We start from the raw sequence: 14,991 nt of genomic DNA, 5'->3' as shown, positions 1-14,991 counted from the left end.
GTCCACTTTCTTCTCGGCACGTTCCTCGGCCACGATGCCCAGAAGCGACAGCTGGTCGACCTCGATCGCCTCGGCCACGGTATCGTCCAACTGGGACATCAGCGACAGCGACAGCTTGCCGGTCGACTGGGCTTGCGCAAGGGCGGCAACCTGTTGCGGGCTGGCGGCCACGGTCACGGTGCGGGCGATGGTTGCCGTGTTGTATTCGGTATCGGCGGTCTGGTCGATTGCGATCAGGCGGATCCCGGTCTGGATCAGCTTGGTCACCTCGCCGGAAGAGCGTTCGCCGATCTCTCCGGGCAGGCGGCCCGTCCAGTAGACATCGACCCGGTCTCCAGGACGCAGGAAACCGGACACGCCCGAAGCCACGTCGACCTTGATCGCAAAGGCGCGCTGGCCGCGGTCAAGGCGCGAGGTCAGGCCCGCGTCGCCGCCGGGTTCGGACACTTTCACCTTCATCAGCACTTCGGCCTTCTCGATCGGGCGCATCGCGAGACGCGGTTCCTGACCGTCGATGAAGAAGGGGTTTTCCTCGTCGAAATAGTCCTCGGGGAGGGCCTTCTGCGGCCAATGGGCCAGCACCACGTCCTCTGGCTTGATCTCTTCGCCGTAGTTGATGGCGCGTTTCGTGATGAAGACCTTGGCCACTGGAACAGAGGCGCCGGCCTTGGCGCGCTCCTCTGCAAGGGCGCTTTCATAGGCCCCGATGTAATTCTGCGCCATGTAGACGGCAAAGCCCGCCAGGGCGAGGCCGGCGATCAGCACTAGTCCGAATACGAGTCGCATATGTCACCTCACTTGGACAAAAAGGGATTCGCCGGTCTCCCGGCCCGGATCATCCTGGCGGGGGAATGCGGCAAGAACGGGACACTCGCTGGGCGGTTTGGCGACGCCTGTTCGCCGCAGGTGGCGAACATGATGACGAGCGGCCCGCGCAGCGGGCCGCCCTTGCCAATGTCGTGGCAGCAGGGGGTCAGAAGTCGTCTTGGCGGACGAGTTCGGCGGCGAGGCCGTCGCGCAGGCCGAGTGTCGAGTTTTCCGCGGCAGTATAGGCTGCAATGCAGAAGCCGACGATTGCGGCGGTCAGAACGACCCAGTCCACGGTCACGGCACCATCTTCCTCAGCCGCAAAGGCCTTAATCAGATCACGCATGGTGTAACTCCGGGCTGGAACCGCACAAGCAGAAATGCGGTTGTGAAAAAGGCGCGCGCCGCGTCGGGCACGCGCCTGAACCGTCAGCTGATCGCCGTCGGGCGATCAGGCAACTCAGAAGTCGTTTTCGAGAGCGACGCGTGCGGCGGCGTTGTCGATCAGCGTCTGCGAGTTGGTCTCGATGGTGGTGTAGGCAGCGACGGCCAGGCCCACGACGGCTGCGGTCAGGACGACCCAGTCGACAGTCACGGCGCCATCTTCGTCTTTGCGGAAGTTCTTGATGAAGTTGATCATTGGTTTTCTCCGGTCGACCTTTCGGTCGGTCATGTCATGTGCGGTAGGGAGGGCCAGCCGCCATGCGGCCGGGCCCGTGGGGAGACGCGGCGCTCAGGCCGCGCCCGACTTAGAAGTCGTTTTCGAGAGCGACGCGTGCGGCGGCGTTGTCGATCAGCGTCTGCGAGTTGGTCTCGATGGTGGTGTAGGCAGCGACGGCCAGGCCCACGACGGCTGCGGTCAGGACGACCCAGTCGACAGTCACGGCGCCGTTTTCGTCTTTGCGGAAGTTCTTGATGAAGTTGATCATTAGTTTTCTCCGGTCGACCTTTCGGTCGGTCATGTCATGTGCGGTAGGGAGGGCCAGCCGCCATGCGGCCGGGCCCGTGGGGAGACGCGGCGCTCAGGCCGCGCCCGACTTAGAAGTCGTTTTCGAGAGCGACGCGTGCGGCGGCGTTGTCGATCAGCGTCTGCGAGTTGGTCTCGATGGTGGTGTAGGCAGCGACGGCCAGGCCCACGACGGCTGCGGTCAGGACGACCCAGTCGACAGTCACGGCGCCATCTTCGTCTTTGCGGAAGTTCTTGATGAAGTTGATCATGGTCTCTCTCCGTAGATATCTTGCTTTGCTTTCAGCGACCGTCTTGGGCGTTGCGGGCCTCTCTCACCTTGCCCTGTCCCTCGTCGGTATGAACTTATTAAGCAGTTGGTTTGGGGCGAGAGTGTGGCTCGAATGGATTGATTTTGCAGCCGGGCCGGAATCCTTGTGAATTATGAATAACAGTATGATTTATATGAATAACTTCCCGCTCTCCAGATGCCGAAAGAGTTAACTCCGGCTTCGGAATGCCGCGTTTTCAAGGCGCTGGTTCGGCCTTTCGCAACACTGATGGATAAATTGCACGGATTGTGCGAGACTGTGGAAAAGTCGGACCGAAACACGGGGATCGAGCAGGCCCATGGTCGTCAGAACACTATCGTGCGCCGCTTTTGCGGCTGCTTTGTCCTGTGCGCAGGGCGTGCAGGCACAGGATGCGGCCGGGGCACCGGTGCAGGATTTCACTTTCAAGCGGGTGACACCGCCGAAGGCTGGCGTCAAGAAGCGGATCACCGTCCAGATCGCGCCGCGTGCCAACCCGGCCGTGGCACCGCCACTGCCCACGGCACCCGCGACGGCGCCGACCGTGGCCCCCCAGGCCGCCGCCGCACTGGCGGCTGTGCCGTCGGTCCCGCTGGGCAGCTATTCCTGGTTCTGGAATGCCGTTTCGCCAGAAGCCTCGGCCACCGGCCCGGGGAGATTGGCCCCCGCGCTGGCCACGCTGACCAAGGGACCCGAAGGGCAGAGCGTCGGCGGGCCGCGCCTGCAATCGCTGCAGGACATCGCGCAGGTCCACGGGGTCGATCTTTTGCGTGAGACAGTGGGCACACGGGTCTCTCCGGCCTTCGCCCTGGCGGTGATCGCGGTGGAGTCGGCTGGTGCGCCAAGGGCGCAGAGCAAGGCGGGCGCACAGGGGTTGATGCAATTGATGCCGGCCACCGCCCAGCGGTTCGGGGTCAAGGATGCCTTCGATCCGGTGCAGAACATCCGCGGCGGGGTCGCCTTTCTGGATTTCCTGATGGAGAAGTTCGAGGGCGATCCGATCCTCGTGCTCGCCGGTTACAACGCGGGCGAGAACTCCATCGGGCAGCACGGGGGCGTGCCGCCCTATGCCGAAACACGGGACTACGTGCCGAAGGTGCTGGCAGCCTTCCAGGTCGCCAAGGGCCTGTGCATGACGCCGCCCGAGTTGATCTCGGACGGCTGCGTGTTCCGGGTGATGTCGCAATAAGCGGTTCCGTCCCGGACATGCACTGGGACCTCGCCGGGATCAGCTGCGCAGGACCGCACCCGGGTTCATGATGCCCTTCGGGTCCAGCGCCGCCTTGATCGCCCGCATCGCGGCGAGCTTGGCGGGGTCACCATAGCGTTCCAGGTCATCGACTTTCAGCCGCCCGATGCCGTGCTCGGCACTGACGGAACCCCCGAGTTCATGCACCAGGTCATGCACGCATGTCTTGATCGCGTCCCGCTGTTCGACATGGTCGGCCTTTGTTCGACCCGGGGCGGGGAACACATTGTAATGCAGGTTGCCATCGCCTGCGTGACCGAAACAGTTGATGCGCCAGTCTCCCAGCCGGGCCAGCGCGGGGCCGGCCCGCGAAATGAACTCGGGGATGGCGCCAAGCGGGACTGAAATGTCGTGACTGGAGACGGCCCCCACGAGGCGGTTGGCCTCGGACATGTGCTCTCGCAGCGTCCAGAGCGACTCGGACTGGGCGAGTGACTGGGCCACGATACCATCGGTGACAAGACCTGCCTCATGCGCTTCGGCAAAGAGGGTTTCCAGGGCCTCGGCCGGGTCTGCGCCGCGTCCAAGGCCGATGTCCATCAGCACGCACCACTCTGGTGGTGTGTCCCAGGGTTGGCGCAACTCGGGCAGTTTCTCGGCCAGGAAATCGAACCCGGTGCGGTGCATCAACTCGAAGGCGCTGATCGTTTCGCCCAGTTGGCTGCGGGCCAGCGCCAGTAGGTTGAGCGCCGCCTCGGGTGAGGGGACCGTCAACAGGGCCGTGCCGGTGGCCGCGGGCCGAGGCGCCAGTTTCAGGCTGGCCGCCGTGACGACCCCCAACGTGCCCTCGGCGCCGATCAGCAGGTGGCGCAGGTCATAGCCGGTGTTGTCCTTGCGCAGCCGTTTCAACCCGTGCCAGATCGACCCGTCGGGGAGCACGGCCTCTAGCCCCAGCACCTGATCGCGGGCATTGCCGTAGCGCAGGGTATTGATGCCGCCCGCATTGGTTCCCAGCAAGCCGCCGATCCGGGCGGACCCTTCGGAGGCCAGGGACAACGGAAACAGACGGTCCACGTCGGCGGCGGCACTCTGGACATCGGCCAGGATTGCGCCGGCCTCGACCACCGCGGCGTTTTCCTGCGGGTGGATCGCGCGGATGGCCGACATGCGTTCCAGCGAGACGATCAGAGGCGCGGGGCCGTCCGGTTTCAGCTGGCCCCCGACAAGGCCGGTTCCGCCCCCAAGCGGGATGATCCCGACGCCGTCTTCCGCACAGGTCTGAACGATCTTGGATACCTCCTCCGTCGAGCGGGGCAGGGCGATCCATTCCGCCGTGCTGGTCCAGCGTCCACGCGGTTCTTCGCGGTGTCGGGCTTCTGCGGGACGCAAGGTGTCATCGGGCAGACGCGCCGAAAGGCGCTGGATAAAGGCGTGATCGGCGGGCGCAAGCGGCATTGCTTCCTCATTCTTTGGATGCCCGCATTTGTGGCACGCGGGTCAGAAAGGGGCCAGCCCCTCGCGCTGTCCGAAGTATTTGCCGCCCAAAGAAGACAGGATCAGTCCGGATCGGTCAGGTAGCGTGGCTGCAGAACGATGACGGTGGGCCTTCGCGGCAGATCGCGCAGCGATATCTCGAGTGTCGCATCGCTGCGGCGGTCGATCTGGAAGGTGTCACTGACATCGGCTAGGAACCGTTCCAGCGCGTAGCCGGAAAACCAGTGCATCGGGATCACGATCGAGCTTTTCAGCCTGTCAACGATGCGTTTGACCGTCGAGAGCGGCATTGTCATGCCACCGTCCACAGGCACCATCAGCACATCCGCCCGTCCGAGCGCGGCGTATTGCCGGTCGGTCGGCTCGTGGTGCAGGTGGCCGAGATGAGCGATGCAGAGCCCCTCGACCTCGAAGATGAAGATGGAATTGCCGTTCGGCTCGTTCCCGCCATAGGCCGAGCGGATGTCGGTCGAGACGTTGCGGATCAGCATCTCGCCCAGGTCCAGGTAATGATCCACGCCTTCGCCAAAGACGTCTCCCCATCCCCGCAGGACGTGGGGGATGGCCGGATCAACGGCATTGGTCCAATGGGTCGTGTGGGCGTGGTTCATGGTGACGATGTCGGGGATCAAGCGCGTGGGTCCGATATGTCCATTGTAGTCGGTCACCGCCTCCAGCCCGCCGCGTGTCTGGATCAGGAACGAGGCATGGGCGATGTAGTGGATGCGGACGCTGTATTCGGGGATCGGCGCGGTCCAACTGGCCTTGTGCAGGTATTCGATTCCCGGGGCCGCGTCGGCGATGGCGATACAGTGCGAAGGTCGGCGCTGTTCCTGAGCCTGTAACAGCGTGGCAGTCAGGAAAAGAAGGGCGGCGGCGAGGCGGATCATCGGGCGCTCCTGTCGGGTGACGTCCCGGAAAGGGTAGCGCGCGCGGACCGCTGGCCAAATTCACAATTTCGCCGGGGCGGTCCGGTCAGTGCTCGGGGATGCTTTTCTGCGCATCCGGGTCATGTTTCACGGCGTCTAGCCGACCTCGGTCCGGCCACGCCTGTCAGACCGCAGCGAAGCATAGAGCACATGGGTCCGCCAGCGGCCATTGATCTGCAGGTAGCTTTGCGCCACGCCCTCGTACTTGAAGCCCGACTGCTCCAGCAACCCTCGCGAGGCGACGTTCTCGGGCAGGCAGGCGGCCTCCATCCGGCTCAGCCCCATCTTCTCGAAGGCCTGGTGCACCATCATGGCGATCGCTTCGGACATGTAGCCACGCCGGGTGTAACGTTCCCCGATCCAGTAGCCCAGCGTGCCGGCCTGTGCCGGGCCGCGCCGGATGTTGTCCAGCGTGATCGCGCCCAGCAGAGCCTGGTCTTCGCGGCGGATCAGGAAGAGCGGCAGCGCCGAGCCGGTGCCGATGGAGCGTGAGGCCCAGTAGACGCGGTTGGTAAAGGCCTTGCGCGTCAGGTGGTCGGACGACCACGACGGCTCCCAGGGGGTCAGGAACTCGCGGCTTTCACGGCGCAGGTTCGACCAGGTGGTGAAATCGGAATGCACGGGCGGGCGCAGCGTCAGGCGCTCTGTCTCGAGCTGGACCTTGCGCCGGAACGCCAGCATCATGCCGCTCGGCGTGCCTGCAGCTCGGCGAGCGTGGGGGCCTCTGCGACGGGGCCGTAGAGCGCCATCGCCGCGGCGGCTTCGGCGGCCTGTGCCTGGGCAAAGCGCAGCACGTCCTCGCGTGTGACCGCATCGATCTTGGCCACTGTGCGTTCGATATCCGGCACCTCTCCCCAGATCTGGACCATGCGGGCACTGCGCTCGGCCCGGGACGACGGGCTTTCGAGGCCCATCAGCAGGCCGGCCTTCATCTGGGCGCGGGCGCGTTCGATCTCGGCGGGGCTCATGTCCTCGGCGCTGCGCTTCATCTCGTCCACGGTCAGCGTAATCAGTTCCGGCATCTCGGCGCCCGAGGTTCCGGCGTAGATCGTCGTCATGCCAGTGTCGGCATAGGCGCCGTTCTGGGCAAAGATGGTGTAGCAGAGGCCGCGCTTCTCGCGGATTTCCTGGAACAGCCGCGAGGACATGCCGCCGCCGAGGGCCACGGAATAGATCTGCGCGGTGTAGAAGTCGGGATCGCGATAGCCCGGGGCCTCGAAGGCCAGCGCCAGGTGCGCCTGTTCGAGGTCCTTGGTCCGGCGCGTTTCGCCACCACGGAAGCGGGCGGGATCGGCCCCGAGGGCGCTGCGCGGGACCATGTCGCCAAAGAGCGCCTCGGCCTGTTTGACCAGCGCGTCGTGATCCACCGCGCCCGCCGCAGAAAGGATCATCTGGTCCGGCCCGTAGTGCTCGTTCACGAAATTCGCCAGGTCGCCCCGGTCGAATCCCTGGACGCGCGTGGCTTCGCCCAGAATGGTGCGGCCGATGGGCTGGTCCGGATAGGCCTGTTCCTGCAGCCAGTCAAAGATCACATCGTCGGGCGTGTCATGTGCCTGGCCGATTTCCTGCAAGATGACATGGCGTTCGACCTCGATTTCCTTGGGGTCGAAAACGGGCTCTCGCAGGATGTCGGCGATCACGTCCACGGCCAGCGCCACGTCCGGTTCCAGAACGCGTGCGTAATAGGCCGTGACCTCGCGCGAGGTATAGGCGTTGATATAGCCGCCCACGTCCTCGATCGCTTCTGCGATCTGCAGGGCACTGCGGGTCCTGGTGCCCTTGAAGGCCATGTGTTCCAGGAAATGCGCGATGCCGTTCTGTTCTTCGCGTTCGTGTCGCCCTCCGGCAGTGACCCATAGTCCGACCGCGGCGCTTTGCAGCCCCGGCATGTTTTCGGTCACGACGCGCAGTCCGTTGGAAAGGGTGGCGATCTGGACGGTCACTTGGCGATGCGCTCCTGGATGAGGGTTTCTAGGGCGGCGAGGTCGTTCTGTACCCGTGTCACCCGTTCCGGACGCTCATACAGATCGGCCATGCGATTTGGAAGAGGGGGGCGGATCCCGCTGGCCTTTTCCACGGCGTCGGGGAACTTGGCCGGATGCGCGGTGGCGAGCGTGACCATCGGCGTCGCGGGGTCGCGCTGCGCCTCGCCCACGCGGACACCCACGGCGGAATGCGGGCACAGCAACTCGCCCATCGTGGCATGGGCGGTTCGGATGGTGTCCAGCGTGTCTTCTTCGGACACGCGGGCCGAATCGAAATGCTCTCGCAGGGCTTCCAGCGCGCCCTGGGACACCTTGAAGCCACCGGCTTTCAGTTCGTCCATCAGTTGCGCCACGGCGGCACCGTCGCGGCCATAGGCGTCGAACAGCGCGCGTTCGAAGTTGCTGCTGACCTGGATGTCCATCGAGGGGCTGATCGAGGGATGGACCTCGGAGGTCTTGTAGTCACCCGTGGACAGGCAGCGGTGCAGGATGTCGTTCTGGTTGGTGGCAACGACCAGCCGGTCGATGGGCAGGCCCATCTTCTTAGCGATGTAGCCGGCAAAGATATCACCGAAGTTGCCAGTGGGAACGGTGAAGCTGACCTTGCGATCCGGCGCGCCCAGGCTGACGGCGGCGGAGAAATAGTAGACAACCTGTGCCAGCACCCGCGCCCAGTTGATCGAGTTCACGCCCGCCAGCCGTACGCTGTCGCGGAACTCGAAGTGGTTGAACATGTCCTTGAGCCGCGCCTGGCAGTCGTCGAAATGCCCGTCCAGCGCCAAGGCGTGCACATTGGCCTCGGCCGGGGTGGTCATCTGGCGGCGCTGCACCTCGCTGACGCGGCCATGCGGGAACAGGATAAATACGTCGACGTTGTCCAGCCCCTTGAAGGCCTCGATCGCGGCCGATCCGGTATCGCCCGAGGTCGCGCCGACGATTGTCACACGCTCGCCGCGGCGTTCCAGCGCCTCCTGGAACAGCTGGCCGATCAGCTGCATGGCAAAGTCCTTGAAGGCCAGCGTCGGCCCGTGAAACAGTTCCAGCAGGAAATGCCCCGGAGCCAGTTGCACCATCGGCGCCCGCGCGCCGTGGCCGAACCCGGCATAGGCCTTGGCGATCAGGTCGGCAAAGACCTCGTCGGTAAAGCCATCGCCCACGAAGGGGCGCATCACGCGAAAGGCCGTTTCCTCGTAGCTGAGACCATGCAGGGCGCGAATGTCGTCCGCGCTCATCCGGGGGATGGTTTCGGGGACATAGAGGCCGCCGTCCCGCGCGAGACCGGACAGCATCGCCTCTTCGAATGTCAGCGCAGGCGCCTGTCCGCGGGTAGAGATGTAACGCATGTCAGGCCTCCCTGCCTGTTTTCAGCCGCCTGATCCAGACGCCTGTCATGATGAGCCAGACCGCGGCGAGCGAATACCACGTGATGGCGTATTGCAAGTGATCGTTGGGAATGCCGCTGGTGTCGACGGGCAAGGGCGTCACACCCTTGTCGGCGGGCGACATTGTTCGTGTCACGACCAGCAGCGGTTCGGTGTCCAGTGCCTTTGCCATCGGGGCTAGATCGCGCGCAAACCATGTATTGTCCGCCGGATCGTTGTCGGGGGTCGAAGAATTGCGGTCATCGGGCCAGTGCAGGTTGCCCGTCACCTCCGCCGGTCCGGCGTAGCGCGTTGCGTCCTTTTGGTCGACGGGAACAAACCCGCGATCGACGAGAACACGCCGCCCGTCCTCGGTCTGGAATGGTGAGATCAGGCGCCAGCCCGCGCCGCGCTGCTTGACGGAAACGAGCACGGCCAAGGTCTCGGCGCCAATCTCTCCGGTCAGGGTCGTGGGCTGATAGCGCTGCGCCTCGGGATCGATCATCCGGGGCAGGGGCTGGGGATCGCCAGTGATGGTGGTTTCGATCTCGTCCAGGATCCCGCGTTTCCAGTCCAGACGCTGCATTTGCCAGGTGCCCAGCCACAGCAGGATGGCAATGCCGGTCAGGCCGATCAGCAGGGGGGCGATGTAGCGTCTCAAGCGGGGCTCCGGAAACGTGAAAGGCGCGCCCGGATCGGGCGCGCCTTGGTGTACCTTCTGGGCCGTGAGGTTCAAGGCCTGATATACGACGGGGTTTACCCCGCCGCACCTTCAGCCGCCCCAGATGTAGACAGCGGCGAAGAGGAACAGCCAGACCACGTCGACGAAGTGCCAGTACCAGGCCGCTGCTTCGAAGCCGAGGTGGTTGGTTGCGGTAAAATGGCCGCGGTAGACACGGATCAGGCAGATGAACAGGAAGATCGTGCCGATGATGACGTGCGCGCCGTGAAAACCGGTCGCCATGAAGAAGTTGGCGCCGTAGATGTTGCCGCTGAAGCCGAAGGCTGCGTGGCTGTATTCATAAGCCTGGAAAAAGGTGAAGATCAGGCCCAGCAGGACGGCGATGATCAGCCCCGACTTCACGTCCTGACGGTTGTCCTCGTGCACCAGGGCGTGGTGCGCCCAGGTCGCCGCCGCGCCCGAGCAGAGCAGGATCAGCGTGTTGATCAACGGCAAGTGCCAAGGATCGAAGGTCTCGATGCCCGCGGGCGGCCAGACGCCGTCCACGGCGGGCGAATTGCCGTCGGGATCCATCGGGTACATGGCGTGTTTGAAGAACGACCAGAACCAGGCAAAGAAGAACATCACTTCGGACATGATGAACAGGATGAAGCCGTAGCGCAGGCCGATCAGAACGACCGGCGTGTGGTCGCCGACCTGGTTTTCGGTCACCGTGTCCGACCACCAGCCGAACATCACGTACAGCACGCCGACGAGGCCGATCAGGAACATCCAGGGACCGTTGCCGTGGAACAGCAGCACCGCGCCGAACAGCATCACGAAGCCGGCGACCGACCCGAGGAAGGGCCAGATAGAGGGGTTCAGAATGTGGTAGTCGTGGTTCTTTGCATGCGCCATTGCGGTTCCCTCGTTAGGCGTTAGTTCACGGACGCTTTCGCGTCTTTTTGGGCGTCGAGCGCGGCCTGCGTCTCTTCGGGCAGGTCGATCTCGTAGAAGGTATAGGACAGCGTGATGTGGTTGGTGTGCTTGGCGTCCCGGTCGGTGACGATCTCGGGATCGACGAAGAAGCTCACCGGCATCTGCACGCGTTCACCGGGCATCAGCACCTGTTCGGTAAAGCAGAAGCATTCGATCTTGGAAAAGAAGGCGCCGGCCTCGTAGGGGGCGACGTTGTAGGACGCCTGCCCGGCGATGGGCCGGTCGGTGGGGTTGTAGGCCTCGTAAAAGGCCAGGCCTTCCTCACCGATGCGGATCTCCATCTCGGTCTGCATGGGTTTGAACTCCCACGGCATCCCGCGTTCCCTCGAGGCATCGAAGCGGACCTTGATGGTTTGGTCCAGCACGTCGCCGGCGGCCACGGCCACGTTGGGCGTGCCGCCAAAGCCGGTCACACGGCAGAACCAGTCGTAAAACGGCACGGAGGCCCAGGCGAGGCCCCCCATCAGGACGACGACGCCGACGGTTTGGTAGACCGTCTTAAGCTTGCCATCAATTGCCATCAGTCACTCCCTGTTGCTGTTGCATCTGGAAGTCCCCCCGGGTGACTTTCACGACGGTCAGCCCGAATATTATCGCTATGAATGCTGCCAGCACCAGACCGACGCCGATGTTTCGACCGCGGCGGCGCTTGTGCAGCTCGTGTTCCTTGACCAGGCTCATCCCCAGACCCCCATGCGATCCAGGCCCGCGTCCACCAGGATCGCGCCGAAATGGGCGAAGAGGTAGAGCAGCGAGAGCTTGAAGAATTTCTTTTCCACCTTGTAGCTGTCCGCTTCGGCCTGCGCCTCGTCACGGCGCGCGATCTGCACGGCACCTTTCAGGAACAGGGCGTTCAGCAGCAGCGAGGTGCCCAGGTAGACCGGGCCGCCAACCTGGGTAAAGCCCAGCCCGATGGCAAAGATGGCCAGCAGCACGGTGTAGACGAGGATATGACGGCGGGTCGCGCGGCGGCCGTGGGTCACGGTCAGCATCGGCACGGTCGCGTTGTCGTAGTCCATGCGGACAAAGAGGGCGAGTGCCCAGAAGTGCGGCGGTGTCCAGAGGAAGGTCAGGCAGAACATCAGGACAGAGGCGGTCGAGATGTCGCCGGTCGCGGCGGCCCAGCCGATCATCGGGGGAAAGGCCCCGGCGGCGCCGCCGATCACGATGTTCTGCGGCGTCAGCCGCTTGAGCCACATCGTGTAGATCACGACGTAGAAGAAGATGGTGAAGGCCAGCAGGCCCGCCGCCACCCAGTTGGTGGCGAGGCCGAGGAAGACCACGGCAAAGACCGAGAGGGTCAGGCCGATGGCCAGCGCCTCGTCCCGCGACACCTTGCCGGCGGGGATCGGGCGCTTGGCGGTGCGTTTCATCACCGCGTCGATATCCGAATCGTACCACATGTTCAGGGCGCCCGAGGCGCCGCCGCCCACGGCGATGAAGAGCACCGCGCAGAACCCGATGAAGGGATGTACGCCGACCGGCGCGGCCAGCAGGCCGACAAAGGCGGTAAAGACGACAAGCGTCATCACCCGCGGCTTCAGCAGGGCGAAGTAATCGCCGAACTGGGCCTCGTTCTCGTAGGGGCTGGCGTGCAGGCTGGCGTCGCTCATCTCGGGTCCCTGTGGTCAAAAGATGCGCCGGACGGGCGCACCTTGCAGGTTTGGCATTGGATGGGTTCGTGAACCCATCCGGACTCAGTTGGTCAGGACTTCGCGGACGTCGGTATAGCCGCCCTCGTCGATGGACCGCTGCAGCCAAGCCTCGTAGGCCTCTTCGCTGACGACCTTGACGGTGATCGGCATGTAGGCGTGTGCGATGCCGCAGAGTTCGGAACACTGGCCGTAGTAGACGCCCTCTTTCTCGGGGGTGAACCACAGTTCGGCCAGACGGCCCGGGACGGCGTCCTGTTTCACGCCGAAGGCGGGGATGGTCCAGGAGTGGATCACGTCCGCGCCGGTCACCTGCATCACGACGGTCTTGCCGACGGGCAGGACGATCGCGGTGTCGGTGGCCAGCAGGAAGTCGCTCTTTTCGTAGCCCGCGTCGACCAGTTGCTCCTCGACTTCCGGGGTCATGCGGTTGTCGCCGCCGGTGGCGGGGGAGCCGATCATGTAGGCATCGTAGACCAGGTCGGTGCCGACATATTCATAGCCCCAGTACCACTGGTAGCCGGTCACCTTGATGGTGATGTCGCCTTCGGGGATCTCCTGCTGCTTGAACAGCACCGGCAGCGAGAAGGCGCCGATGAAGACGAGGATGACGATCGGGCCGATTGTCCAGGCCACCTCGAGCGGCGAGTTGTGGGTGAAGGAGCTGGGGTTCGGGTTGGCCTTGCGGTTGAACCGCACGTAGATGAAGGCCATCAGGGCGACGACCAGCAGGCAGATGGCGGTGATGATCACCAGGATCATGCCGTCCAGCCACTGCAGATCGGCCGCCAGTTCGGTGGCGGCGGGCTGGAAGCCCATGCCACCGTCGTGGGGTTTGCCCACGACGGGAAGGTCCTGCGCCAGTGCCGGCGCGGCGATGAAGGCGCTCAGAAGGCCCAAAAGCATCGGTTTGCTTTGCATGTCTCACCCTGATCGGTTGCGAGTGTGGTCGGACAGGAGGAACGCCGCGTCGGACACGGCAGTTCACGCACCTCCCATTGCGTTCTGTCTGTTTAAAATCATATTCTGGAATGCCGGGAAAGCTCGGTCCTTGCGGCAAACCGCCGCTTTTTCTTGATCCAGATCAATCCGGAGGTGCCCATGCCAGCCGCTCCCTTCCGTCCGTTCGAGACCCATCTCGACCTCGATGCCACCTCTGCTCTTGTCCGCGGAGCGCTTGCCGGGGCCGAAGATGGTGAACTGTTCATAGAGCGCGCCCGCTCCGAGGCACTTGTTCTGGATGATGGGCGGGTCAAGACCGCCAGCTACGATTCTTCCGAAGGCTTCGGCCTGCGTGCGGTGCGCGGCGAGGTGGCGGGCTATGCCCATTCTTCCGAGATCAGCGAAGCGGCGCTGAAACGTGCTGTGGACACGGCGCGGCTTGCCATCGGTGATGGCGGCGGGATCATGGCGCCACCGCCTGCGGGCACCAACCGGCACCTGTATTCCGATGCCGACCCTATCGAGGGGGCCAGTTTCCCGGTGAAGCTTGAAACCCTGCGCGAAATAGATGCCTTCACCCGCGATCTCGACCGTCGCGTCGTGCAGGTGACCGCGACCATTGCGGCCTCATTGCAGGAGGTGACGATCCTGCGTGCCGACGGAACACTGGTCTCGGACATTCGGCCGATGACCCGGGTCAATGTCTCGGTCATCGTCGAGGAGAACGGCCGTCGCGAATCCGGCACCGCTGGGGGCGGTGGGCGCGTCGCACTGGACGGGCTGCTGGCACCGCAGGACTGGCAGGCCAAGGCGCGCGAGGCTTTGCGCATCGCGCTGGTCAACCTCGAGGCGGAGGCGGCCCCGGCGGGTGTCATGGACATCGTGCTTGGCCCCGGCTGGCCGGGCATCCTGCTGCACGAGGCCGTGGGCCACGGGCTGGAGGGGGATTTCAACCGGAAGGGCTCGTCCGCCTTTGCCGGTCTGATGGGCCAGCAGGTCGCCGCGAAGGGCGTGACGGTGCTGGACGATGGCACGATCCCGGACCGTCGCGGATCGATCACCGTGGATGATGAGGGCACGCCCTCGGGCAGGAATGTTCTGATCGAAGACGGCAAGCTGGTCGGTTTCATGCAGGATCGGCAGAACGCCCGTCTGATGGGTGTCGAGCCGACGGGCAACGGGCGGCGTCAGAGCTATGCCCATATCCCCATGCCTCGGATGACCAACACCTACATGCTGGGCGGCGATTCGGATCCCGCGGACATCGTGGCCGATCTCAAGGACGGCATCTGGGCCGTAGGCTTCGGCGGCGGACAGGTGGACATTACCAATGGCAAGTTCGTCTTTTCCTGCACCGAGGCGTACCGCGTCAAGAATGGCAAGGTGGGTGCCCCGGTCAAAGGCGCGACGCTGATCGGTGACGGGGCAAACGCGCTGAACCGTATCCTTGCGCTGGGGAATGACATGGAGCTGGACCCGGGCATGGGCAACTGCGGCAAGCAGGGCCAGTGGGTGCCGGTGGGCGTGGGCCAGCCGACGGTGATGATCGGGGGGTTGACGGTTGGCGGGGCGCAGGCCTGAAGCCTGGCGGCACCCTCCCTGTAGCTGACGCAGGTGCTCCGGCGGGGCCGGAGCGGCTTGCCCAATCGGCGCCGGGCAGGCCACCGATCACATCAAGAGTCGTTCCGAAACAGTGGATTACACGAAATCATGCA

General features: G+C 64.4%; 17 protein-coding genes and 1 pseudogene. 2 read left to right on the top strand and 16 right to left on the bottom strand.

The window, feature by feature from the left end; all coding sequences use genetic code 11:
* Positions 1-18 precede the first annotated feature (18 nt).
* From cpaB to ACQY5B_RS16215, 5 genes and pseudogenes are all read right to left on the bottom strand, one after another.
* Positions 19-723 (bottom strand): annotated as a pseudogene (gene cpaB / locus ACQY5B_RS16235) (Flp pilus assembly protein CpaB); the annotation flags it as partial.
* Positions 724-973: 250 nt separating this feature from the next.
* Positions 974-1,153 carry a Flp family type IVb pilin gene (locus ACQY5B_RS16230; RefSeq protein ID WP_305970333.1) on the bottom strand — a complete coding sequence of 60 codons (180 nt, stop codon included), beginning with the start codon at positions 1,151-1,153 and terminating at the stop codon, positions 974-976.
* Positions 1,154-1,267: 114 nt separating this feature from the next.
* Positions 1,268-1,447 (bottom strand): hypothetical protein, encoded by a 180-nt coding sequence (locus tag ACQY5B_RS16225; RefSeq protein ID WP_219515130.1) that lies wholly within the window; start codon positions 1,445-1,447, stop codon positions 1,268-1,270.
* Positions 1,448-1,556: 109 nt separating this feature from the next.
* Positions 1,557-1,736: a hypothetical protein gene (locus tag ACQY5B_RS16220; RefSeq protein WP_043138327.1), complete on the bottom strand. Its 180-nt coding sequence runs from the start codon at positions 1,734-1,736 to the stop codon at positions 1,557-1,559.
* Positions 1,737-1,845: 109 nt separating this feature from the next.
* A complete protein-coding gene (locus ACQY5B_RS16215) occupies positions 1,846-2,025 on the bottom strand; it encodes a hypothetical protein (protein ID WP_219515130.1) in 180 nt (59 codons plus the stop codon).
* A 358-nt stretch (positions 2,026-2,383) separates the two neighbouring features.
* Here ACQY5B_RS16215 and ACQY5B_RS16210 point away from each other — a divergent pair, with 358 nt between their 5' ends.
* Complete coding sequence (locus ACQY5B_RS16210) at positions 2,384-3,253, top strand: lytic transglycosylase domain-containing protein (protein WP_305970961.1); 870 nt, start codon at positions 2,384-2,386, stop codon at positions 3,251-3,253.
* Positions 3,254-3,292: 39 nt separating this feature from the next.
* Here ACQY5B_RS16210 and ACQY5B_RS16205 read toward each other — a convergent pair whose 3' ends face one another.
* The 11 genes from ACQY5B_RS16205 to coxB form a co-directional block, all read right to left on the bottom strand.
* The gene (locus tag ACQY5B_RS16205; protein WP_420328541.1) at positions 3,293-4,708 is read right to left on the bottom strand and encodes an FAD-binding oxidoreductase; all 1,416 of its coding nucleotides are present in this window, start codon (positions 4,706-4,708) and stop codon (positions 3,293-3,295) included.
* Between the two features lie 101 nt (positions 4,709-4,809).
* On the bottom strand, positions 4,810-5,637 hold the full coding sequence (locus ACQY5B_RS16200) for an MBL fold metallo-hydrolase (RefSeq protein WP_420328542.1): 828 nt from the start codon (positions 5,635-5,637) through the stop codon (positions 4,810-4,812).
* A 135-nt stretch (positions 5,638-5,772) separates the two neighbouring features.
* Positions 5,773-6,357 carry a GNAT family N-acetyltransferase gene (locus ACQY5B_RS16195; RefSeq protein WP_305970965.1) on the bottom strand — a complete coding sequence of 195 codons (585 nt, stop codon included), beginning with the start codon at positions 6,355-6,357 and terminating at the stop codon, positions 5,773-5,775.
* On the bottom strand, positions 6,357-7,619 hold the full coding sequence (locus ACQY5B_RS16190; RefSeq protein ID WP_420328544.1) for a M16 family metallopeptidase: 1,263 nt from the start codon (positions 7,617-7,619) through the stop codon (positions 6,357-6,359). Before ACQY5B_RS16190 ends, ACQY5B_RS16195 begins: the two co-directional genes overlap by 1 nt.
* Entirely contained in the window at positions 7,616-9,004 is a 1,389-nt protein-coding gene (thrC, locus tag ACQY5B_RS16185; RefSeq protein WP_420328546.1) for a threonine synthase, read from the bottom strand. The genes ACQY5B_RS16190 and thrC overlap by 4 nt, the downstream gene beginning before the upstream one ends.
* Position 9,005: 1 nt before the next feature.
* Entirely contained in the window at positions 9,006-9,683 is a 678-nt protein-coding gene (locus ACQY5B_RS16180) for an SURF1 family protein (protein WP_420328548.1), read from the bottom strand.
* A 111-nt stretch (positions 9,684-9,794) separates the two neighbouring features.
* Positions 9,795-10,601, bottom strand: coding sequence for a cytochrome c oxidase subunit 3 (locus ACQY5B_RS16175; protein WP_305970955.1), 807 nt, complete (start codon positions 10,599-10,601; stop codon positions 9,795-9,797).
* 20 nt (positions 10,602-10,621) lie between these two features.
* Positions 10,622-11,203 carry a cytochrome c oxidase assembly protein gene (locus ACQY5B_RS16170; RefSeq protein WP_420328551.1) on the bottom strand — a complete coding sequence of 194 codons (582 nt, stop codon included), beginning with the start codon at positions 11,201-11,203 and terminating at the stop codon, positions 10,622-10,624.
* On the bottom strand, positions 11,193-11,363 hold the full coding sequence (locus ACQY5B_RS16165; protein ID WP_305970953.1) for a cytochrome c oxidase system small membrane protein: 171 nt from the start codon (positions 11,361-11,363) through the stop codon (positions 11,193-11,195). The genes ACQY5B_RS16170 and ACQY5B_RS16165 overlap by 11 nt, the downstream gene beginning before the upstream one ends.
* Positions 11,360-12,295, bottom strand: coding sequence for a heme o synthase (cyoE, locus tag ACQY5B_RS16160; protein WP_420328552.1), 936 nt, complete (start codon positions 12,293-12,295; stop codon positions 11,360-11,362). The genes ACQY5B_RS16165 and cyoE overlap by 4 nt, the downstream gene beginning before the upstream one ends.
* Before the next feature lie 84 nt (positions 12,296-12,379).
* Complete coding sequence (coxB, locus tag ACQY5B_RS16155) at positions 12,380-13,240, bottom strand: cytochrome c oxidase subunit II (protein WP_371931792.1); 861 nt, start codon at positions 13,238-13,240, stop codon at positions 12,380-12,382.
* A 195-nt stretch (positions 13,241-13,435) separates the two neighbouring features.
* Here coxB and tldD point away from each other — a divergent pair, with 195 nt between their 5' ends.
* Positions 13,436-14,857 carry a metalloprotease TldD gene (gene tldD / locus ACQY5B_RS16150; protein ID WP_420324481.1) on the top strand — a complete coding sequence of 474 codons (1,422 nt, stop codon included), beginning with the start codon at positions 13,436-13,438 and terminating at the stop codon, positions 14,855-14,857.
* Positions 14,858-14,991 lie beyond the last annotated feature (134 nt).

It is taken from the genome of Antarctobacter sp. (genome assembly GCF_965277915.1).
Classification (GTDB): domain Bacteria; phylum Pseudomonadota; class Alphaproteobacteria; order Rhodobacterales; family Rhodobacteraceae; genus Antarctobacter.
Note: the sequence above shows the minus strand (reverse complement) of the source record. Positions and strands in the feature narration are given on the sequence as shown.

Coding starts and splice junctions, on each gene's coding strand:
- thrC (WP_420328546.1), bottom strand. CDS start 9,004: ATGCGTTACATCTCTACCCGCGGACAGGCGCCTGCGCTGACATTCGAA.
- ACQY5B_RS16230 (WP_305970333.1), bottom strand. CDS start 1,153: ATGCGTGATCTGATTAAGGCCTTTGCGGCTGAGGAAGATGGTGCCGTG.
- ACQY5B_RS16215 (WP_219515130.1), bottom strand. CDS start 2,025: ATGATCAACTTCATCAAGAACTTCCGCAAAGACGAAGATGGCGCCGTG.
- ACQY5B_RS16220 (WP_043138327.1), bottom strand. CDS start 1,736: ATGATCAACTTCATCAAGAACTTCCGCAAAGACGAAAACGGCGCCGTG.
- ACQY5B_RS16210 (WP_305970961.1), top strand. CDS start 2,384: ATGGTCGTCAGAACACTATCGTGCGCCGCTTTTGCGGCTGCTTTGTCC.
- ACQY5B_RS16225 (WP_219515130.1), bottom strand. CDS start 1,447: ATGATCAACTTCATCAAGAACTTCCGCAAAGACGAAGATGGCGCCGTG.
- ACQY5B_RS16205 (WP_420328541.1), bottom strand. CDS start 4,708: ATGCCGCTTGCGCCCGCCGATCACGCCTTTATCCAGCGCCTTTCGGCG.
- ACQY5B_RS16175 (WP_305970955.1), bottom strand. CDS start 10,601: ATGGCGCATGCAAAGAACCACGACTACCACATTCTGAACCCCTCTATC.
- ACQY5B_RS16165 (WP_305970953.1), bottom strand. CDS start 11,363: ATGAGCCTGGTCAAGGAACACGAGCTGCACAAGCGCCGCCGCGGTCGA.
- coxB (WP_371931792.1), bottom strand. CDS start 13,240: ATGCTTTTGGGCCTTCTGAGCGCCTTCATCGCCGCGCCGGCACTGGCG.
- tldD (WP_420324481.1), top strand. CDS start 13,436: ATGCCAGCCGCTCCCTTCCGTCCGTTCGAGACCCATCTCGACCTCGAT.
- ACQY5B_RS16170 (WP_420328551.1), bottom strand. CDS start 11,203: ATGGCAATTGATGGCAAGCTTAAGACGGTCTACCAAACCGTCGGCGTC.
- ACQY5B_RS16200 (WP_420328542.1), bottom strand. CDS start 5,637: ATGATCCGCCTCGCCGCCGCCCTTCTTTTCCTGACTGCCACGCTGTTA.
- cyoE (WP_420328552.1), bottom strand. CDS start 12,295: ATGAGCGACGCCAGCCTGCACGCCAGCCCCTACGAGAACGAGGCCCAG.
- ACQY5B_RS16195 (WP_305970965.1), bottom strand. CDS start 6,357: ATGCTGGCGTTCCGGCGCAAGGTCCAGCTCGAGACAGAGCGCCTGACG.